The following is a 21,517-nucleotide window of genomic DNA, read 5'->3' as shown; positions in this document are numbered from 1 at the left end:
TCACCTCATTCAAATTATTAACATTAGTACATAATAGTATACAAGTGGCGCTGAAAGCAACATGCTGTCAAAACGATCTAAAACTCCACCGTGGCCTGGAATCAGTCTGCCGGAATCTTTTACCTTGGCATGCCGTTTTAGTCCGGATTCCACCAGGTCACCAATTTGGGAGGAAGCACTGATTAGCAGCCCCAATAATATTAGCCAGGGCAAATCTATGGGAATTAAAAAATAGCTATATATATATACGCCCAATAATGACCCAATTACTCCGCCAAATGCCCCTTCCCAGGTTTTTTTAGGGCTAATTAAGGAGCTAAGCTTGTGTTTGCCAAAGGCGCGACCGGCGAAATATGCAAAGGTATCACTGGCCCAGGTACCTACCAACATTAAAAATATCCAATGACGTCCCTCCGGTAACGTACTTATAAGGTATATATATGTGAGTAGGCTTAAATACATGGTTACAAATAACCCGGCCGAAACATCTGTGGGTCTATAATGGGGATAATACACTAGCATTAACAACATATGTAACAGCAGCAAGGCTGTAAAGGTGATTGCCGCCAGCGGCCAAAACTGCAGGTATACAGTTAGCAGAACCAGCAACAGCCCCAGTATCACCAGCAGGTGATTGGGGCGCATGTCTAAATTGTTAAATATCCGTATGGCCTCTAAAGCACCCAGCACAATAACTAGGCCTATAAAGCCCAGTAACAGTAAACCACCGTGCCAGACCACAAATACAGCTAACGGAATTCCCACCAGTGCACTGAGCACCCTTAAATGTAACAAATATTTTCACCAACCTGTAATTTTATACTGCTATTTTGTCTTTAGACCACCAAATCTGCGCTCGCGATTCTGGTAGTCATAAATTGCCTGTAGCAGATCAGCTTTACTAAAATCAGGCCACATGACATTGCTATGCCAAAACTCAGTATAAGCCAGCTGCCAGAGCAAAAAATTAGAAATCCGAAAGTCTCCGGATGGTCTTATTAACAGATCAGGATCCGGTAAGCCTGCTGTATAGAGATGTGCCGATAACAGTTGTTCATCAATTTCTTCCGTGGTAATCTCACCGTCAGCCACCTTTTTTGCTATGGCCCTTACAACGTCCACCAATTCAGAACGACCGCCGTAATTTAGCGCCAAATTAAAGATCAATCCGTCGTTGTCCGCGGTACGTTCCCGGGCATAGGATACAGCACGGCGGCATGCTTCAGGCAGTTTATGTATCCTGCCTATTGCTCTAATTTGCACCTTATTTTGATCCAAGTCATCTATTTCTTTGTAAACATATTCTACCAATAAATTCATCAAGGCGTCCACTTCATCTTTGGGGCGTTTCCAATTTTCAGTTGAAAAGGCATACACCGTGAGAACAGGTATCTTTAGCTCATTGCAGGTCTTTACAATCTCCCGTAATGACTCAACCCCTTCCCGATGCCCATAAACCCGAGGCATTCCCCTTCGCTGAGCCCAGCGGCCGTTGCCGTCCATGATAATGGCAATATGATGTGGTAATCGTTCATGATCAAGCTCTTTTAAGAGCTGATCTGGGTTATTTTTATCTTTTCCGGCCTTTAACCAGCGATCAAGGAATTTTTTTATCACAATAACTCACCTCCCATATGAAAACAACCCCCTCGACTTCGAGGGGGTACTATATTATTCTTCAATAATAGCTCCCACAGGGCAGGAGTCTAGACATATACCGCAATTATCGCATACCTCTGAATTAATCGAGTAGAATTCTCCCTCAACTATAGCGCTAACCGGACATGAATCTATGCATGTACCGCAAGCAAGACATTCATCAGAAATTAGGTATGCCATTTATCTACACCTCCTTTCCTGCAGCCTTGTGGTACGTCACTGTAAGAAAAATTTTATCTTCAGTTACTTTATCAATACGCACAATCCTTGCCGTACCTCCTCTAGCAGATAAGGAATTGGTAACGCCGGTGGTTTTTATCTCGGCTTTAAAAGGTGTAGACTTTAACTCTATAATAGCATTATCCAGTTCCATGCCCAGCATGTCGGGTATGCGCATGGTAATTATACCTGCATAATTTCCTTTTCTTTGGTTGCAAGCAAATTGTCTATATCTTTAATGAACTTATCGGTAACCTTTTGCACCTGGTCTTGACCGCGTTTTAATTCATCCTCAGTGATAATGCCTTCTTTTTGAGCGCTTTTCATGCTGTCATTGGCTTCACGGCGCACATTACGTATAGCAACACGGCCTTCTTCCGCTTTCTTTTTTATCACCTTAACCAATTCAACGCGACGTTCTTCGGTCAGTTGTGGAATGGCTAACCTAATCACCGTGCCATCATTTGTTGGGTTAATACCTAAATCAGACTTCAAGATAGCTTTTTCAATATCAGGAATGGAAGTTTTGTCCCAGGGTTGAATAACCAATAGCCTGGCTTCAGGAACAGAAATATTCGCCATTTGATTTATTGGTGTAGGAGTGCCATAATAATCAACTTGAATTTTGTCCAGCAAGGCAGGGGTAGCGCGACCTGCTTTCATGGAAGCAAATTCACTTTTAGTAACTTCTACACTTTTTTTCATGCGTTCTTCTGCGTCCTTGATTATTTCATTAATCATTTACTATCCCCCCCTACATAGGTACCTATTTTTTCGCCCATCAATACTCTTTTAATGTTTCCCTTTTGGGTAATGTTAAAAACTATAATGGGAATATTGTTGTCCATACACAATGAGGTGGCGGTTGCATCCATCACCTGTAACCCCTTATTAAGCACCTCGATATATGATAGGTAGTCATATTTTTGTGCTTCTTTATTTTTGATAGGGTCGTCAGAATACACCCCATCCACTCTTTTTGCCATTAAAATGGCCTCAGCTTCAATTTCGGCCGCCCTCAGTGCAGCGGTGGTATCGGTAGAAAAGAATGGGTTGCCGGTACCGGCTGCAAATATTACCACCCTACCCTTTTCCAAGTGGCGCATGGCCCTACGTCTTATATATGTTTCAGCCACAGCTTTCATCTCTATTGCAGATTGCACCCGTGTATCCACTTCAATGTCTTCTAAGGCATCTTGTAAAGCCAGAGAATTCATTACAGTGGCTAACATGCCCATATAGTCAGCAGTGGCACGATCCATACCCTTAGCACTGCCGGCCACTCCGCGCCAAATATTACCTCCACCCACAACCACAGCAAGCTGCACCCTCATCTCAACAACTTCTTTAATTTGTCGAGCAATGGAATACACTACCTCAGGGTCAATACCATACCCCTTGCTGCCTGCCAACGATTCTCCGGAAAGTTTTAAAACAACACGTCTGTACTTGGGAGTCATGCGATAATGCAACCTCCAGTCAGGTTAAAAATTATTTCTACATAAATAATAAAATTCCTTTGTAAAATAATGCACAAATATAAAAATGTGGAATAATGTGCGATAAATCGCACCCTAATCGGAGAGCGATTTATCTTTCAATTAGCACTTTTTCATTTGAGCAGCTACTTCAGCGGCAAAATCTTCTTGTCTTTTTTCAATACCTTCGCCCAGTTCATACCTAACAAAACGACGTACCGAAATATTCTCACCAATTTTGGCAATTTTCTCGGTAACCAACTGCTGCACTGTTACATCGGGATCTTTAATAAAGGGTTGTTCAAGTAGGCAAATTTCCTTATAATACTTATCAATACGTCCCTGAACCATTTTTTCTACAATTTTTTCCGGCTTGCCTTCATTTAAGGCCTGAGCCCTTAATACTTCTTTTTCTTTTTCTATTACTTCAGAGGGTACCTCTTCCCGGGAGACATATTCCGGTTTTGAAGCAGCTATTTGCATGGCTATATCCCTTACCAGGTCTTTAAAATCATCGGTTTTAGCCACAAAGTCTGTTTCACAGTTAACTTCAACCAGTACACCTATACGGCCGCCGGCATGTATATATGACTCCACAAGACCTTCTGCGGTAATTCTACTGGCTTTTTTAGCTGCAGCAGCCAAACCTTTTTCACGCAGGTAGTCAACCGCCTTATCAACATCCCCGTTTACCTCAACCAGGGCCTTTTTGCAATCCATCATACCTGCGCCTGTGCGTTCACGCAGTTCTTTAACCATTTTTGCAGAAATCTCGGCCATAATAATTCCTCCTATATTTATGTTTTACTTTGCTATTATAACCATTTAATTCCGCAGACAAACATACAAAAAGGACAGAGAGTACCCTCTTGAGACGCCCTCTGCCCTTTGTTTCACTACTCACTAATTTGCTCGCCTTGCTTACCTTCAAGAACAGCCTCGGCCATTTTACTGGTTAGCAACTTCACCGCACGAATAGCGTCATCATTACCGGGTATCACGTAGTCAACTTCGTCGGGATCACAGTTGGTATCCACAATTGCTACAATGGGTATGCCAAGTTTATGGGCCTCGGCAACTGCAATACGCTCTTTGCGGGGGTCAATCACGAACAGCGCATCGGGAATACGTTTCATGTCCTTAATGCCGCCTAAAAACTTATTTAGCCGCTCTTTTTCGTGTAAAAGTTCAGCCACTTCTTTTTTAGGAAGGCGACTGAAGGTTCCCTCTTCCTCCATACGTTCCAGTTCATGAAGGCGATCTATACGACGACGAATTGTTTGGAAATTTGTTAACATACCGCCTAACCAACGCTGGTTCACATAAAACATGTTACAACGCTCTGCCTCTTCCTGAACAGACTGTTGTGCTTGTTTTTTTGTACCTACAAACAAAATACTGCCACCGTTGGCCACTGTTTCTTTGATAAAATTATATGCCTCTTCAACCTTACGTACCGTCTTTTGTAAATCAATGATGTAGATGCCATTACGGTCAGTGAAGATGTAGGGAGCCATTTTCGGATTCCAACGTCTTGTCTGGTGTCCAAAATGGACGCCTGCTTCCAACAGCTGCTTCATTGAGATCACTGCCACTACTGCTACACCTCCTCCCTAAGTGGTTTTTTCCCTCCGCTGTTTTCACCTTTTGCAAGACCTTGGTTTTCACCCAGGCACCCTTGCAAAAATCCAACAGCGTGTGTAATTAACACCAGAAAAAATGATAACATAAACATTTGTTCAAGGCAAGGCCTTAAGTTTAATTTTTAGTGTAAAAGAGTAAAAAAAACCAATTATTGATGGAAAGCACCTCTTGCTACTTACAGGCAGGGCCGGTTAGATAAAAAAGTAAACCACAGTTAAGGCTGTGGCTTACTTTAGTTTATCCAATTCTTCCAATAACCTATCATTTAGCACCCTAATATAGGTGCCCTTCATTCCTAAAGATTTAGACTCGATTACACCGGCGCTTTCAAATTTGCGCAATGCGTTTACAATCACTGAACGGGTTATGCCCACGCGATCGGCAATTTTACTGGCCACCAGCACACCCTCTTCGCCTTCCAGCTGCCTGAATATGTGCTTGACGGCATCCAGTTCACTGTAAGACAGAGTACCCAAAGCCACCTGTACCGCCGCCTTTTTGCGGGCCTCTTCTTCCATCCGTCCCGCCCTTGCCCTCAATACTTCCATGGCCACTACGGTGGCGCCATACTCAGCTAAAATTAAGTCTTCATCGGTAAAGGTTTGATTAAACTTTGCAAGAACTAAAGTACCCAGTCTGGAACCTGCACCCATAATGGGAACAACCGTTGTTACTTTATTACTAAACCTACAGCCTTCCTCATCAAAAAACACACAAGCATTAATTGTCTGACAAAAGTTTGCATAGGTTTCATCTATTTTTAGTAAATGGTTGTTATACTCCTCTGGAAATCTCTTACTGCCCTCCACTATATCTCTCATAATATCGCAGGCAAATTCACTCATAAAAGAATATCCCAAAGCACGTCCACGTCTATCTATAATATATACGTTAGACTGAATGTTTTCAGATAAGACGGTGGTTATTTCATTAAAGTCTACCGGGTACCCGGCTGATTTTTGTAATAATCTATTAATCGATCGGGTCCTTTCAAGCAAGTTGCTCAACTATTACCCCTCCCTGTCTGCTTATAAGATGTAACGGGTTAGATCTTCATTTGCTACCACTTCTCCAAGCTTACCCTCTACATACTCGCGATCAATGACAATTTTTTCACCAGACATTTCAGGCGCGTCAAATAAGAGATCTTCCAACAGTTTTTCCATGATAGTTTGTAACCGACGGGCACCTATGTTCTCTGTTTGTACATTTACAGTATAAGCGATTTTTGCTATTTCTTCAAGTGAATTTTTTGAAAATTCTACAATAACACCCTCTGTGGCTAATAGTGCCTTATATTGTTTAATAAGGGAGTTTTGAGGCTCCGTGAGTATTTGTAAAAAGTCTTCCTTCGACAAACTTTTTAATTCTACTCTGATGGGAAATCTACCCTGTAGCTCCGGTATTAGATCAGAAGGCTTGGAAACATGAAAGGCCCCTGCAGCCATAAATAATATGTGGTCAGTCTTTACCGGGCCGTACTTGGTCATCACAGTGGATCCTTCCACAATGGGTAGAATATCCCTTTGCACTCCACCCCTTGAAACATCCGGTCCATGGCCATAATCTTTCCCTGCAATCTTGTCAATTTCATCTAAAAATATTATCCCCTGTTCTTCAGCACGTTTTATGGCCTCTGCCGTTGCCTCATCCATATCTACCAGTTTTTGAGCCTCTTGCTGGGTTAAGATCTTTCGCGCTTCTCGAACGGTCACCTTACGTTTTCTTTTTTTATTAGGAAATATTCCCCCAAACATATCTTTTATGTTTATGCCCATCTCTTCCACTCCGGAACCGGTGAATACCTCTAACATGGGGGGGTTATTATCATCCACCTCTATCTCCAGGTATTCATTTTCAAGCTCACCCCGTTGCAGTTTTTCCCGCAAGGTTTCCCGTTCAAAATATACCCTTGTTCTTCTCTGCTGCTCTAGGTTGTTATCCTCCGCAGGGTTTTGATTGGCAGTTCCGAACAACATTTCAAATGGGTTTTTGTTTTGGGCGGGCTGCGCAGGCATGGGTGCCAGCAATTCCACAATTCTCTCGTTAGCCATTTTCATGGCCTTGTCTTCCACTTCAGCCATCTTTTCCTGTCTGACCATACGGATGCTGGTTTCTACCAGATCGCGCACCATGGATTCCACGTCACGCCCAACATATCCCACCTCTGTGAACTTAGTAGCTTCAACCTTTACAAAGGGTGCTTTAACTAACTTTGCTAAACGTCTGGCAATTTCTGTTTTTCCAACCCCTGTGGGTCCAATCATCAGTATATTTTTAGGAACCACTTCATCTTGTAGTTCCTCAGGCAGCTTACTGCGTCTATAACGATTGCGAAGTGCAATTGCCACTGCTTTTTTGGCATCATCTTGGCCGACAATGTATTTATCCAGTTCCGCAACTATTTGCCGTGGGGTTGAGGATTGCATAATATTATATTCCTCCCTTTATAATTGTTCCACCACGATGTTGTGGTTGGTGTACACACATATATCTGCCGCAGTGTTTAAAGCCTCTTTGGCTATCTCATCCGGTGAAAGTTTACTGTGTTTTACTAATACCCGGGCGGCGGCTAAGGCATATGTGCCACCGCTGCCAATGGCTGCAATACCGTCATCGGGTTCGATAACTTCTCCATTGCCGGATATTATTAACAGATGCTCTTTATTAGCTACAATAAGTAAGGCTTCTAAACGGCGCAACATTCTATCTAACCGCCACTCTTTAGCCATCTCCACCGATGCGCGTAAAATATTGCCGTGGTATTCTTCCAGCTTAGCTTCGAACTTTTCAAATAAGGTAAAGGCATCTGCTACAGATCCGGCAAAACCGGCCACCACTTTGCCCTGGTACAATTTTCGCACTTTCTTAGCTGTTTGTTTAAATATGGTACGATCTCCAAAGGTAACCTGTCCGTCACCGGCTATTGCCACCTGAGGACCTTTTTTTATTGCCACAATGGTGGTAGCATGAAACATAATATCTATTCCCTCTTTCACAATTATTAATTATATAATTTGTAAGGTGTTTTTACAATGTTCTCACCCATATATTCGACTTTTTTCACGCCCTGGGATGGGTATTAAGATATACCTGTTTAAGCTTTTCCTTTGTTAGGTGGGTATATATCTGGGTGGTGGATAATCTTACATGTCCCAGCAGTTCCTGCACAGTTCGCATATCAGCACCCCTATCCAATAGGTGGGTGGCAAAGGTGTGTCTAATTGTGTGGGGACTGGCAGAAGTTTTTATACCTGCCAATTTTAAGTACTTGTCAATAATTTTGCGAACCCCCCTGGCAGAAAGTCTTGCACCACGGTAATTTAAAAAAAGAGGGGCTTTTAACATTGTCTTATCATGTTCTTTGCCTAGGAAAGGATATCCTTTTTCTAAATATATACTTATGGCTTTAGCGGCATATGAGCCCAGGGGTACCACCCTTTCCCGCGAACCTTTACCCATTACCTTTAAATATCCATTGGTTAAATCAACATCACCAATATCCAATGAAACGAGTTCACTAACCCTAAGACCCGAGGCATAAATTGTCTCCATTATAGCCTTATCCCGCATTCCCAGCGGTGTTTGGTCCGGAGCAGAAAGCAGCTTTATTATTTCTTCAGGGTAGAAAAATTTTGGTAACTTCTTGTGTATCCTCGGTGTAGAAACCCTGGTAAGGGGATTGCTTGCCAACACCTCTTCCCTACTCAAAAAGTTGTAAAAAGATCTCCATGCCGCCAATTTACGTGCCACCGTACTGCGTGCAAAACCCTCTTTCTGAAGGTGGGCCAGGTAACATCTTAAGGTACGATGATCGATATCGGAGGGATGCAGTTCTGTTATTTCTTTACCCATTAATTGAACAAAAAAATCAAGCCCTTGAAAAATATCCTTCTGATATTCTTCCAGGGTACGCGGCGAACTGTTTTTTTCCAACTTTAAGTAAAGAATAAATTCATCTATATAGTGGTACATTACAATCCAACTTCCTCAATGAATTTTTCAAGTTTATCCAGTGCCCGCCGGGAAAGCAACTGATTGCGCATTTTTTTATCTTTTATTCTCTTTTCCAGCGGCGGCATTAATCCAAAGGTGATGTTCATTGGTTGAAAGTTTTTTGCCGGTGCCGTGCTTATATAGTGCAGCAGGGCCCCAATGGCAGTTTGTTTAGGAAAAATCACCGCCTGCTTCCCCACTGCCAGCCTTGCGGCATTAATGCCGGCCACCAAACCCGAAGCAGCTGACTCTACGTATCCCTCAACCCCGGTAATTTGGCCGGCAAATAATAGGTTAGGTATTTGTTTGAATTGCAAGGTAGCTTCTAATAATTTCGGTGAGTTTATATAGGTATTGCGATGCATTACACCATAGCGCACAAATTCTGCATCCTCTAAACCCGGTATCAGGCTAAAAACTCTTTTTTGTTCACCCCATTTTAAATTAGTCTGAAAGCCCACTAAATTGTAGAGGGTGCCTTCTTGGTTATCCTGTCGCAATTGCACCACCGCATAGGGGCGCTTGCCGGTACGGGGATCAGTTAAACCCACCGGTTTTAACGGGCCAAAGGTTAAGGTTTCCCTACCCCTGGATGCCAAAACTTCCACGGGCATGCACCCTTCAAAGTGAACCTTTTTTTCAAATTCTTTCAGGGGCACCCTTTCGGCTTTAATTAACTGTTGATAAAAATTATCATATTCTTCTTCTGTCATGGGGCAATTCAGATAGGCAGCCTCACCTTTATTGTAACGGGATGCCTTAAATACTATATCCATATTTAATGACTCTAAGGTAACAATGGGTGCCGCCGCATCATAAAAGTAAAGGTAGTCATCACCTGTCAGCTGCTTTATTTTAGCGGCCAATGTATCCGAGGTCAGGGGACCGGTGGCTATAATGGTTATTCCATCTAACGGAAGGTCAGTGACTTCCTCACGAATTAACTCCACCTTGGGATGATTAACCAAAGCATCGGTAATATACTGGGAAAATAATTCCCTGTCCACCGCCAGCGCCCCTCCGGCAGGCACTCTTGTATTATAGGCGCTTTCTATAATTAAGGAGTTTAATTGTTCCATTTCTTTTTTCAACAAGCCCACTGCATTTTCAAGCATTACAGCACGTAAAGAATTGCTGCACACCAATTCAGCAAATTTTTCAGTATGATGGGCAGGGGACTTTTTCCGGGGGCGCATTTCATATAATCTTACGGGTATATTGTGTCTGGCCAGCTGCCAGGCAGCCTCTGACCCGGCTAATCCGGCTCCGATCACATTTACTTTGACTTCTCTCATTATCAGCAACCACATCTCCTGTAGTTTAGTAGAAAACTAATACAGCACCGGTGAACTCCTGCAGTGACGAACAGGTCTGTCTGCCTTTAATAGATAATTTGCACTATAATGGCCGACAATGTTGTCGGCCATCACCAAACATAACATCAAATACCCTTCGGACTTGGCTGTGCAGTTGAACCTTTTCCGGAGTGAGCATGGGGGATTGAGCTTTGGCCATTGGGCCCACCGGACATCAATTGTTTCCTCCAGAATAACTATTTGGGGAAACTGCAGCTTCTTCTACCAAAGGTTGATTTGTTTGCAAGTCAGCAACATGCTTATCTTCTTTGCTTTTTTCACCGACACTGTTACCGTTGATTCTGTAGCCACAGTTATTGTCAGAGCATTTAATATAAGTTTCTTTGTTACGGGCGTTTTTCTGTACCATATAACTATTGCATTGGGGACATTTTTCTTTAACAGGTTGATCCCAACTTACAAAATCACATTTGGGGTAATTACTACAGCCATAAAATTTTCTTCCTTTTTTGCTGCGCCTCAATACCACATCGCCTTGGCACCTTGGGCACTGTACACCGGTTGGTTCAAGCAGTGGTTTGGTAAATCTACAGTCGGGAAAGCCCGGACATGCTAAAAATTTACCGTAGCGCCCAAACTTTATAACTAAGTTTTTACCGCATTGGTCGCATATTTCATCGGTAACTTCATCTTCAATTTCCACTTTTCCTATGGCTTCTTCCGCCGTCTTTAATGTTTCACTGAAGGGAGTGTAGAATTTTCTCAATACATCTACCCAGTCTATTCCCCCTTCTTCTATTTTATCCAATTTTTCTTCCATTTCAGCTGTGAATTCTACATTAATAATATCAGGAAAATGGTTTTTAAGTAAATCAACTATAATTACACCTAATTCAGTGGGATAAAGTTGTTTGTTTTCTCTTACCACATAACCCCGTTTCTGTATTGTTTCCACAATGGGAGCATAGGTACTCGGTCTGCCGATACCTTGTTCCTCAAGGGCTTTTACTAAGGACGCATCGGTATACCGCGGAGGTGGTTGGGTGAAATGCTGTTTTGCAATCAAATCCTTTAAGTTTAATTTTTCACCCTGGGCCAATTCCGGCAATACACCCTCTTCATCCTTCTGCTCGTCATCCTGTTCTTCAATATATACCTGCATAAAACCAGGAAACTTAATAATTGAACCATTGGCCCTAAAGTTATAATTGCCGGCTTTAATATCTAAAGCGGTGGTATCTAACACCGCCGGAGCCATTTGACTGGCCACAAACCGTGACCAAATCAATTTATATAATTTGTACTGATCATTGGTTAAATATTTTTTTATTGAAACCGGGTCTAAATGTACATAGGTTGGTCTGATGGCCTCATGGGCATCTTGGACTTTATTATCTTTATTTCCCTTTTCCCCGGCTTGTTTTACCTTTTTGGGTACATAGGCCGGCCCAAATCTTTCTGCTATCAAGTCCTTTGCCTCTGACATTGCAGTTTCAGATACACGTTTAGAGTCGGTGCGTATATAGGTGACCAGACCGGTATGGCCTTCTTCACCAATTTCAAGACCTTCATAAAGCTGTTGGGCCACCACCATTGTTTTTCGTGCCGTAAAATTTAGTTTGCGATATGCCTCTTGCTGCAATGAACTGGTGGTAAAGGGGGGAGCCGGGTGTCTATACTTTTCTTTTCTAGTGATGGCATCCACCACAAAATCTTTACCCTTTAACTCATTGAGCACTTGGTCCATTTGCTCTTTGCTTTTAATTTCTATTTTTTTGTTTTTATGCTTGTTTAACTTAGCTTCAAAGGTACTTTGGCCGGGCTTGTTGAGCTTGGCAGTTAGAGACCAATATTCTTCAGGAACAAAGACATTTATTTCTTCCTCACGGTCAACAATCATGCGTACGGCAACAGATTGAACCCGCCCTGCCGAAAGTCCTTTTTTAACCTTACGCCATAATAAGGGGCTGAGGTTATAACCCACTAATCTATCCAATATACGGCGCGCTTGCTGGGCATTAACCAAATCTTGATCTATCAGTCTGGGTTGCTTTACAGCACGCTGAACGGCGCTTTTTGTAACCTCATTAAATTCAATTCGACAGGGGGTCTTTTCATCTATACCTAGAATCTTTTGTAAGTGCCAAGCAATGGCTTCCCCTTCACGATCAGGGTCAGCTGCCAGCAGCACCCTGTCTGATTTTTTAACAGCAGCTTTTAATTCTTTAATAATATCCCCTTTTCCTCGAATGGTGATATACTTAGGATTAAAATCATGTTCCACGTCAACGCCAAATTGACTTTTAGGCAAATCACGCACATGCCCCATGGAAGCTTTCACCTTATAATTACGGCCTAAAAATTTACTGATACTCTTTGCCTTCGCAGGTGATTCTACAATTACTATAGTTTTTTTTGCCAATATCTTACACCCCTAACAAACAACTTCGGTGCTGTTAGCGCTATTATTGCCACCACCGTTATTTTTAAATCTATCAAAGCCACTGCACATTTAGAACTAATGTTGTCATTTTACTGCCGCATACTTTTTGCCCGGCAGCTTTTTTATCAAACCTTTTATTTCTAAAAACATCAGAGCAGCCATAACCTCCTGGGAGGACGAAGAAACTTTTTGAATCAGTTCTTCTAAATATAGGGGGTCACCGCTCAACTCTTTATAAACAGCCTGTTCTGTTAGGCTTAGTTTTAGACCTGTGGCTTTACCCTTGTACTCCCCATTAAAAAGAGTGTCAATACCCAGTTCTTCTAATATATCCTCAACGCTTGTAACCGGTTTTGCACCCTGTTTAATTAACTTATGTGCACCCTCACTGAGTTTACTGTATATACTGCCGGGAACGGCCATGACGTCCCTTCCCTGTTCCAGGGCTAAGTCAGCTGTTATCAGTGCGCCGCTTTTATTCGCAGCCTCCACCACCACCACAACTTTGCACAGGCCGCTGATTATACGGTTGCGGGAAGGAAAATGCCAGGCTTCAGGCCGGGCACCTAAAGGAAACTCGGAAAGAACTGCTCCTTTCCTGGCAATTTCATCTAACAGCCGGGCATTTTCCGGCGGGTAGACCACATCTAATCCACATCCCAGCACTGCCACTGTATAACCACCGGCACCCATTGCCCCTCGATGGGCAGAGGAATCAACTCCGCGGGCAGCACCACTGACTACGGCAACCCTTCTTTGGGCCAGTTCTGCACTTAACCTTTGGGCCACAGCACGACCGTATGCAGTGGCCCTTCGCGAACCTACCAGTGCCACAGCATTATCGGTTAATGGCTCCAGGCTGCCTTTTACAAAAAGCACCGGCGGGGGATCAAAAATATCCCTAATTCTCCTGGGGTAATTTTCATCTTCGTAGGTCACAAAAGATATTTTATGTTTATGCAGGCGCTCAACCTCTTGCTCTATATTAATGTTTTTTTGCTGCCAAACCAACCTTTCAACTGTGCCCCTTGTAATACCGGGCACCTCTGCCAATGCAGTTTCACCGGCCTGCCAGGCCTGTTGCGGGCCGCCAAAGAAATCTATAATTCTCCATAACCTTTTGCCCACACCGGGCATTATCAATTGCCAGGCTAACCAATACAGCCTTTTGTCCATCACCATCACCCACCATTAAATAACGCATTTCGGGGGAAAGCAATTTTTTCCTGCTATACTTTATTATTTTTTATTATTTGACATCTTGAGGGTGATATATGCTGATAAGCTTATCCAACTTGAGCCAATAGCCTGTCCAGTTGATATCTGTTAATTAACAGGGGGTAAAATATATCCCCAAATTTATTAATTCTTTTAACCACCGACGATAAAGTAAACTGTTGGGCATCAAAACCGCCTTTTTCTACTTCTTCCCATAAAAGCGGTGTTGACACCGCCGCCTTTGGGTTAGGACGCAAACTATATTGCCAGGCCATGGTTTTACCCCGGGTGTTTTGCAAGTAATCAAGATAAATTTTTTGCCCTCTTTTTTTCACCGCCCGCTCAATTGTGCATCTGGCAGGATAAACATCTACAACTATACCGGCTATATATTTCATCGCCTTAGTTACCTCTTGGAAGGTATACTTTGGTTCTAAGGGGATATATAAATGCATACCCCTTGAACCGGAGGTTTTAGGGTAACAGTTAATTCCAAATTCTTTTAAGGCTTCCCTCACCAGCAGGGCAACCTTTATCACTTCTGAGAAATCTATACCCTCAGCGGGATCTAAATCTATCACACCAATGTCAGGACAGTCTATATTATCAATTTTTGCCGTCCATGCATGTATCTCCAGACAACCCAGATTGATTAACCAAACTAACGAAGCTAAATTATTACAAACCACATATTTTATATGTTTGTCTCCGTGGGCTATGGTAGCGGTTTGTAACCAATCCGGGGCATGGGACGGGCATTCCTTTTGATAAAAAAAATCCCCTGCAATACCGTTAGGGTATCTTTTCAGCACCAGCGGTCGATTAATTATATGAGGCAGCAAGGTGGCCGAAACATCGTAGTAATATCTTATTACATCCCCCTTGGTGATGTGGTCAGGATACATAACTTTATCCAGGTTTGTCAACCTCACTGTGTAACCTTCTATATTAACCAGCCTTTCCTTTAATTCACTTATCATGGTGAAAACTCCCAATTAAAAACATTTTTCCTGCACAGGGCCCAAGTCCTTGAAGCCGGCTGTGGCCTTAGGCTCAAAAATGAGCTCTATATTGCGCGGATCTATCTTCCACCAGTAACCCATACTGTGCACCATTCTAAATTCCAATTCTTTTTGTATACCCCGGGGGCCGTCCAAATAATCAATTTGAACTTTTGCAGTTACCGTATCAGTGTCTTTGTTATACTCTACTATCTCATAATTTATAGATTCCACCTGGGTTGACCTTAACATAAAATCCTTGGCATCAAGCGCCGGTTCCCCTGCCAAGGTCAGCAGGGATATGTCCGGTGCTTGCTGTCCTAAGGAAGTAAGAAAAATCTCCACCACCTTTTCGGGGCTTGCATTTGCCAGCATTTCCGGCAGCCTTCCAGCAGCTTTCCACACCATTATTTGATGGGCTAAATTGGTGCTCTCAGGATTGTTATGGGTTGTGCTGTCTAAAAAGTGCAAGCAAAAATGACCGTCAAATTCATTATGTTTTATTGCCCCTGCCCCATGGGGCATACCGCTCATTGAAGCCGCAATACGCATGTTATCTACCTCAACAACCACAGCCTTACGGCGCCAACTCCATTCACCTTCATATATTTCCTTCATGATTGCAGTATCCCTTGCCGTTAAGGGCTGAACATCGGCATGATACCTGCCTTCCCTTCTCTGCACATCAAATCGAAGCCCGGTATCTATATCTTCAACCGTTCCCTTAACAAAACGACCAAAAATATGTCTTGCTTCAGACCAGGGTATCAGTCGACCATAGGGACTTAGGCGCTCCAATCGAGCCGTATAGTGGTTAACAATTTCACGCAACCTATAACTGGGAAGCACAGCTGTGCCGTCTAGACAAAAATATTCATTTTTTTCAGTGATTAAATACTGCTGTTTTTTCTTGCCCTGCTGTATTGTCATTAGATAAAGGGCCATTTTCTCCGGTGGCCCCGGTTCTCTAACCTTATGTACATAACGAAGGGCCTCCATTATATCATCTGCATCCTGTTGATTGACCACTTCTATCTCCCCTGGCCAGCGAAGTGCAGTAAAGGTTATCTGGGCCGGTTGAGCCGGTAGATAAATCCGCGCTAAGAATACCAGCGGTATCACAAAAAGCAATATTTTTGCCAGCAGCCGTAAATTAAAAAAAACGGTAATGGGCTTATGCATGGTCTCACCCCATATCCTTTCTCTAATTATGAATATGGGGTAAATTAACGTTTAATGTTATCTTAAATTACGAAGTTTTTCTTTGGGTTTTCTTTTTTCCTCTACCCCGCTCCTCCTTAGCCAGATCTATGCTGGCCTTTAAAGCGGACATTAAATCAACAATCTTTTCTTTGTTTGCCTCCTTTGGCACTTCCACTTCGTCACCGGCTACCTTAGCCTGAATCACTTCCATTAAGGCCTGTCTATATTCATTGGTATACTTTTCAGGCTTAAAATCACTTGACAAACTACTAATTAAATTAACCGCCATTTTTAATTCATTCTCATGTAAATCAACACTATAATTTAATTCCGGTATATTGTCCGCTTGACGCACTTCGTCGGGGTAAAACATGGTACTCATCATCACGGTATTTGCCGTCACACGCAGCAAGGCTAAAGAAGGCTTAGTTCTTACTACCACCTTGGCCACAGCTACCTTCCCCGTTTTTTCCATGGCTGTTTTCAGTAAGTGATAAACCTTTTGCCCCCCATCCCCCGGCGCCAGGTAATAGGACTTTTCAAAAAATACAGGGTCTATATCACTAAAATTAACAAAGTCCAGAATGTCTATACTTTTACTCGTTCCTCCCGGTAGACGGGCGAAATCTTCTTCGTTTATCACCACATACCTGCCCTTTTGGTATTCATAACCCTTCACTATTTCCTCCATGGGCACTTCACTTTCGCACTGGGGGCAAAATCGACGGTACTTAACGGGCGTTTTACATTTTTCATGCAAGTAATTAAATTTAATATCTTTGTTTTCGGTGGCAGCATACATCTTTACCGGCACATAGACCAAGCCAAAGCTTACTGCTCCTTTCCATAACGGTCGCATAACAACACCTTCCCTTAATCACCCTGTGGCTTTATCTTGATCAATAGAGCTTATTTTTATCACAAACACCGCCAATAAACATAAACAAAGCCCAGCGGTTACCGCCAGGCTTTAGCCACCATTATTCTATATTAATTTCTTCGCTATGGCATTTCCGTCATAGCAAAATAAGACAGCCTTACTATCTATTTTTGTTTCCAAATAGACCGGCCTACCCCAAATTAAATGGACATGCTCCAGCGTTTTTTCCAAATGCTGCACATCAAGTTCCAGACCCTCATAACGATGCAGCAAGTATAACTCCCCCCGTTTTCCATAATCCCCGTTGATCACATCAATATATGGTACTCCACAATTAGTTAGATTTTTAACCATTTCATCCCGCACCTGTTCCCAATCCTTGTCAACAATTTTATATTCGTGTCCCACCTTACGGTATAAATATAAATCCAATTCATCAACTATTTCTTTAGTCAAATAGTTTCTAATAAAGCTGACATCGTTATCAATAGTGCGCACTTCAAATATTTTTTCCCTGCCCTGTCCACCCGGCCGTTGATAAAGTTTTCTTTCCCGGGCACTGGGATTATCCCAGCGCTTTTCAATATTTTCAAATATTTTTATTCCCAATAAATAAGGATTAATATTCCTTGTGGAAGCTTGCATAACCCCGGCATGCATTTTGGCAAATTCTATGGACTGCTGTACATCTAAATCCATTTCCCTCATAATACGTAAGTGCCAATAGCTGGCCCAGCCTTCATTCATTATTTTTGTTTGCATTTGCGGCCAAAAATAAAACATTTCATCCCTTAATACCGATATAATATCTTTCTGCCATTCCTCTAAGTCCTTGGCATGTTCTAATATAAAAAACATTAAATCCCGCTGGGGCACCTCAGGAAAAAGACGGTTATTCTCACAATTGCATTCACTGGAGCGGTTTTTTTCTTTGTCAAGGTTCCACAAATCATCGTAGGGTGTTTGCTGTCTGTCACAAGAGCATTGGCAGTTCTTATTCTCAGCTTCTTTTATATAACAATGGGGATCTATATGCTGCTGTATTGCCATCACAGCATCAATAAACCGCTCCACCTTTTCATAACCGTATTGCAACTCATAACTGTGAAAGCGTTGGGCCGCCGCAGACATTGACTCCATCATATCTCTGTTGGTTTTTCTAAACCAGACGTTATTTTTAAAAAAATCACTGTGGGCCAGCACGTGGGCCACCACCAATTTATTCTGAATCAACGAATTGCCTTCTAACAAAAATGCATAACAAGGGTTAGAATTAATAACCATTTCATGTATTCTGCTTAAGTTATAATCATACTGCATTTTCATTTTATGATAGGCCTTGCCAAATGACCAATGGGTAAACCGAGAGGGCATGCCATAGGCACCAAAGGAATAAATAATTTCCGCCGGACAAACTTCAAATCTCATGGGATAAAAATCCAAGCCAAAGCCTTTGGCAATCTCAGCAATCTCCTCAATGGATTTCTCCAATGCTTTTAATTCACTGCTCATGCTATTCCCCCGCATACTGTTCAAAGGGTTGTATCATACTTACAGTTCCGTTTTCCCGCTTATCAGTAAAGAAAGCCCTTAATGCCGGGTAAACTCCCTTTTTGTCCCTAATACTTACAAGGGTAAACTTTTTATCTTCAATTTGCTTATAGGAGGTCTTCAATGTACCGGTGTAATAATAAGGACCTTCAATTTCTCCGTATCCTACCAGATTGCACTTATTTAAAAGTTCTTTTACCAGTTCAACACACAGTTCATTATCTGAACTTAAATTATCACCGTCAGAAAAGTGAAAGGCATATATGTTGTAGTCCCTGGGGTTATATTTTTCTTCTATTAATTGCAGCGCCAGACGGTAAACAGATGAACATCTGGTGCCACCGCTTTCACCTTTGCTAAAAAACTCCTCCTCGGTAACTAACTTTGCATCCGTATGGTGTGCCAAAAACAATATTTCCACCTGCTGATATTTGCTCCGCAAAAAACGCACCATCCAAAAGAAAAAACTGCGGGCAATATATTTTTCAAAGGGCCCCATGCTGCCGGAAGTATCCATCATAGCCATTACCACCGCGGCAGACTGATACTGATAGGTGGTTTCCCAAGTTTTATACCTTAAATCCTCAGGTTTAATACCATGTACCCCGGGCTTACCCTGCAAGGCATTGCGTTTTAATACCTCTAGGAGGGTGCGCTTACGGTCAATATTGCCTTGTAAACCTTTTTTACGGATATCTTTAAACTCAATGGCCTTCGCAGCTAACTTTTTTTCATTTTTTTCCTGTAAGTCCGGTAAGGATAGTTTCTCAAAAACCATCTCTGAAATTTCTTCAATGGTTACATCGGTTTCATAGTAATCTACACCTGCTTGTTCACCTGCGCCCCCACCCATGCCAGGGGCGGCAGGTTGACGCTCGCTACCGACTACGTCACCCACTTTACTGTCACCCTTACCCATACCGGCATGCTTTTGTTTGCGATAATCGTACCGAAAGCGATACTCTTCCAAGGAACGTATGGGCACCCTGATAACCTTTTTACCGTCTGACATAATAATGCTCTCTTCACTAATAATTTCAGCAAGATTTTTTTTAATGGCTTCCCTAACTTTTTCCCTATGCCTGGACTGATCCAATTCTCCCTTTCGATGTAAAGACCAATCCTCCTTAGAAACAATGAAATTTACTTTCCCAGACACCATAATCACCTACCGATTCAACAAGCTACCCACATACTTTAGCAACTCATTGGAACAAACCGGACAATACCCGTAATCTTCAATTAATCGATTACTTACCTCATTGATACGTTTTAACTGATCAGCATCCGGCGTTTTACTTGACGTAGTTATTTTGACAACATCCTTTAAATCGGCAAATAGCTTTTTCTCAATTGCTTCACGCAAGCGTTCATGACTGTTATAATTAAAACGCTTGTTTTTTCTGGCATAGGTGGACAAGCGAATAAGAATTTCCTCGCGAAAATCCTTCTTTGCACTTTCCGATACCCCAATTTGTTCCTCTATGGAGCGCATAAGCCGCTCATCGGGATCTATTTCTTCATCGGTTATAGGGTCTTTCAGTTTGAGGCCATTACAGTAAGCTTCAACGTTATCCAAATAGTTGTTAAATAAAACCCGCGCACTGTCTTCATAAGAATAAACAAATGCCTTCTGTACCTCTTTTTTTGCCAACTCATCATATTCCCGCCGTGCTATAGAAATATAATTCAATAATTGTTCCCGTTCCTCTTTCGTTATAGACGGATGTTGGTCTAAACCGTCTTTTAGCGAACGTAAAACATCCAAAGCATTTATACATCTGCTGCCTGTACGGATTAAGGCACTGGATAAGCGGTTGATAACATACCGGGGATCAACACCGCTCATCCCCTCTTCCACCGCCTCTTGATGTAACTCACTTACATCCTTTTGCTTAAATCCTTCCACATCTTCCCCGTCATAGAGCTTCATTTTTTTTATAAGGTCCATACCCTGCTTTTTAGATTCCTTTAATCTGGAAAGCACAGAAAACATACTGGCCACCCGCAGCGCATGGGGCGCTATATGAACATCATTTAAATCGCTTTCCTTGATTAGTTTGTTGTATATTTTAATCTCTTCTGACACCTTTAAATTGTACGGTATCTTTATAACAATAATTCTTGATTGCAAGGCCTCATTCTTTTTATTGGAAATAAAGGCCCGATATTCGTTTTCATTGGTATGAGCTACAATCATCACATCGGCATAAATTAAAGCAAAACGGCCTGCCTTAAAATTTCCCTCTTGGGAAAGGGACAAGAGATTCCATAAAAATTTTTCATCGCATTTTAACATTTCCTGGAATTCCATTAATCCGCGGTTACTGATGTTGAGTTCCCCATCAAAGCGGTAGGCCCGGGGATCACTTTCCGAACCATATTCAGCAATGGTAGAAAAATCTACACTGCCTGTTAGATCTGCAATATCCTGGCTTTTTGGATCAGAAGGTGCAAAAGTTCCTATACCGACACGGTTATCCTCTGACAACACAATACGCTCCACAGGCACCTTTTCAATTTGACCCCCATACTCCTGTTCCAAGCGCAGGCGACATGAAGGGCATAATTCACCCTCTATATGCACACCATATTGGCTCATAAATTCCCTGCGCAGTTCTTTAGGTATTAAATGCAGCGGTTCTTCATGCATACTGCAAGTAACCCTATAAATGAAGTCATAGGTTTTGTGGCGCTAAAGTCATAATAAAAGTTTTTCCCTTGACTAATGAAATCCAATATTTTATAATGTAATTTATCGACTAAAATACTATACTAACCATACAGGGGAGTAGCTCAATTGGCAGAGCATCGGTCTCCAAAACCGAGGGCTGCGGGTTCAAATCCTGTCTCCCCTGCCAAAAAACTAAGGCACTCAACAATGGGTTGAGTGCCTTTTTATTGTTTTT

At 42.3% G+C, this 21,517-nt stretch carries 20 protein-coding genes, 1 tRNA gene and 1 pseudogene; 1 reads left to right on the top strand and 21 read right to left on the bottom strand.

Annotation, left to right across the window (positions count from 1 at the left end):
- Positions 1 to 9: 9 nt before the first annotated feature.
- From BR02_RS0103935 to BR02_RS0103840, 21 genes and pseudogenes are all read right to left on the bottom strand, one after another.
- Positions 10 to 795 carry a phosphatidate cytidylyltransferase gene (locus tag BR02_RS0103935; protein WP_031514407.1) on the bottom strand — a complete coding sequence of 262 codons (786 nt, stop codon included), beginning with the start codon at positions 793 to 795 and terminating at the stop codon, positions 10 to 12.
- A gap of 30 nt (positions 796 to 825) precedes the next feature.
- Positions 826 to 1,617, bottom strand: coding sequence for an isoprenyl transferase (locus BR02_RS0103930; protein ID WP_031514405.1), 792 nt, complete (start codon positions 1,615 to 1,617; stop codon positions 826 to 828).
- 54 nt (positions 1,618 to 1,671) lie between these two features.
- On the bottom strand, positions 1,672 to 1,839 hold the full coding sequence (locus BR02_RS15030) for a DUF362 domain-containing protein (RefSeq protein WP_084170925.1): 168 nt from the start codon (positions 1,837 to 1,839) through the stop codon (positions 1,672 to 1,674).
- A gap of 4 nt (positions 1,840 to 1,843) precedes the next feature.
- On the bottom strand, positions 1,844 to 2,056 hold the full coding sequence (locus tag BR02_RS0103925) for a hypothetical protein (protein WP_031514403.1): 213 nt from the start codon (positions 2,054 to 2,056) through the stop codon (positions 1,844 to 1,846).
- A gap of 5 nt (positions 2,057 to 2,061) precedes the next feature.
- Positions 2,062 to 2,619, bottom strand: a complete 558-nt coding sequence (gene frr / locus BR02_RS0103920) for a ribosome recycling factor (protein ID WP_031514401.1) — start codon at positions 2,617 to 2,619, stop codon at positions 2,062 to 2,064.
- Positions 2,616 to 3,338, bottom strand: a complete 723-nt coding sequence (gene pyrH / locus BR02_RS0103915) for a UMP kinase (protein ID WP_031514399.1) — start codon at positions 3,336 to 3,338, stop codon at positions 2,616 to 2,618. Before pyrH ends, frr begins: the two co-directional genes overlap by 4 nt.
- 141 nt (positions 3,339 to 3,479) lie before the next feature.
- A complete protein-coding gene (tsf, locus tag BR02_RS0103910; RefSeq protein WP_031514397.1) occupies positions 3,480 to 4,136 on the bottom strand; it encodes a translation elongation factor Ts in 657 nt (218 codons plus the stop codon).
- 116 nt (positions 4,137 to 4,252) lie between these two features.
- Positions 4,253 to 4,951 carry a 30S ribosomal protein S2 gene (gene rpsB / locus BR02_RS0103905; protein WP_031514395.1) on the bottom strand — a complete coding sequence of 233 codons (699 nt, stop codon included), beginning with the start codon at positions 4,949 to 4,951 and terminating at the stop codon, positions 4,253 to 4,255.
- Positions 4,952 to 5,227: 276 nt separating this feature from the next.
- On the bottom strand, positions 5,228 to 6,007 hold the full coding sequence (codY, locus tag BR02_RS0103900; protein ID WP_031514393.1) for a GTP-sensing pleiotropic transcriptional regulator CodY: 780 nt from the start codon (positions 6,005 to 6,007) through the stop codon (positions 5,228 to 5,230).
- Between the two features lie 21 nt (positions 6,008 to 6,028).
- A complete protein-coding gene (gene hslU, locus BR02_RS0103895) occupies positions 6,029 to 7,429 on the bottom strand; it encodes an ATP-dependent protease ATPase subunit HslU (protein WP_031514391.1) in 1,401 nt (466 codons plus the stop codon).
- A gap of 18 nt (positions 7,430 to 7,447) precedes the next feature.
- Positions 7,448 to 7,978, bottom strand: coding sequence for an ATP-dependent protease subunit HslV (hslV, locus tag BR02_RS0103890; protein WP_031514389.1), 531 nt, complete (start codon positions 7,976 to 7,978; stop codon positions 7,448 to 7,450).
- Between the two features lie 85 nt (positions 7,979 to 8,063).
- Positions 8,064 to 8,975, bottom strand: a complete 912-nt coding sequence (gene xerA / locus BR02_RS0103885) for a site-specific tyrosine recombinase/integron integrase (protein ID WP_031514386.1) — start codon at positions 8,973 to 8,975, stop codon at positions 8,064 to 8,066.
- Positions 8,975 to 10,291 (bottom strand): FADH(2)-oxidizing methylenetetrahydrofolate--tRNA-(uracil(54)-C(5))-methyltransferase TrmFO, encoded by a 1,317-nt coding sequence (trmFO, locus tag BR02_RS0103880; protein WP_031514384.1) that lies wholly within the window; start codon positions 10,289 to 10,291, stop codon positions 8,975 to 8,977. The genes xerA and trmFO overlap by 1 nt, the downstream gene beginning before the upstream one ends.
- A gap of 235 nt (positions 10,292 to 10,526) precedes the next feature.
- Positions 10,527 to 12,734: a type I DNA topoisomerase gene (topA, locus tag BR02_RS0103875; RefSeq protein ID WP_207640978.1), complete on the bottom strand. Its 2,208-nt coding sequence runs from the start codon at positions 12,732 to 12,734 to the stop codon at positions 10,527 to 10,529.
- 105 nt (positions 12,735 to 12,839) lie between these two features.
- On the bottom strand, positions 12,840 to 13,931 hold the full coding sequence (dprA, locus tag BR02_RS0103870) for a DNA-processing protein DprA (protein ID WP_031514380.1): 1,092 nt from the start codon (positions 13,929 to 13,931) through the stop codon (positions 12,840 to 12,842).
- Between the two features lie 110 nt (positions 13,932 to 14,041).
- Complete coding sequence (gene ligD / locus BR02_RS0103865) at positions 14,042 to 14,953, bottom strand: non-homologous end-joining DNA ligase (protein ID WP_031514377.1); 912 nt, start codon at positions 14,951 to 14,953, stop codon at positions 14,042 to 14,044.
- 15 nt (positions 14,954 to 14,968) lie between these two features.
- Positions 14,969 to 16,156, bottom strand: coding sequence for a hypothetical protein (locus BR02_RS14710; protein ID WP_051688114.1), 1,188 nt, complete (start codon positions 16,154 to 16,156; stop codon positions 14,969 to 14,971).
- 67 nt (positions 16,157 to 16,223) lie between these two features.
- Entirely contained in the window at positions 16,224 to 17,036 is an 813-nt protein-coding gene (gene ku, locus BR02_RS0103855; RefSeq protein ID WP_031514374.1) for a non-homologous end joining protein Ku, read from the bottom strand.
- A gap of 126 nt (positions 17,037 to 17,162) precedes the next feature.
- Positions 17,163 to 18,569, bottom strand: coding sequence for a SpoVR family protein (locus BR02_RS0103850; RefSeq protein WP_238442396.1), 1,407 nt, complete (start codon positions 18,567 to 18,569; stop codon positions 17,163 to 17,165).
- 1 nt (position 18,570) lies between these two features.
- Positions 18,571 to 19,770: a sporulation protein YhbH gene (gene yhbH / locus BR02_RS0103845; protein ID WP_051688113.1), complete on the bottom strand. Its 1,200-nt coding sequence runs from the start codon at positions 19,768 to 19,770 to the stop codon at positions 18,571 to 18,573.
- A gap of 6 nt (positions 19,771 to 19,776) precedes the next feature.
- Positions 19,777 to 21,267 (bottom strand): annotated as a pseudogene (locus BR02_RS0103840) (PrkA family serine protein kinase); the annotation flags it as partial.
- 126 nt (positions 21,268 to 21,393) lie between these two features.
- On the opposite strand from BR02_RS0103840, the gene BR02_RS0103835 reads away from it, so the two are divergent.
- A tRNA-Trp gene (locus BR02_RS0103835) sits at positions 21,394 to 21,469 on the top strand.
- Positions 21,470 to 21,517 lie beyond the last annotated feature (48 nt).

This window comes from Desulfofalx alkaliphila DSM 12257, from assembly GCF_000711975.1.
GTDB lineage: Bacteria > Bacillota > Desulfotomaculia > Desulfotomaculales > Desulfohalotomaculaceae > Desulfofalx > Desulfofalx alkaliphila.
Note: the sequence above shows the minus strand (reverse complement) of the source record. Positions and strands in the feature narration are given on the sequence as shown.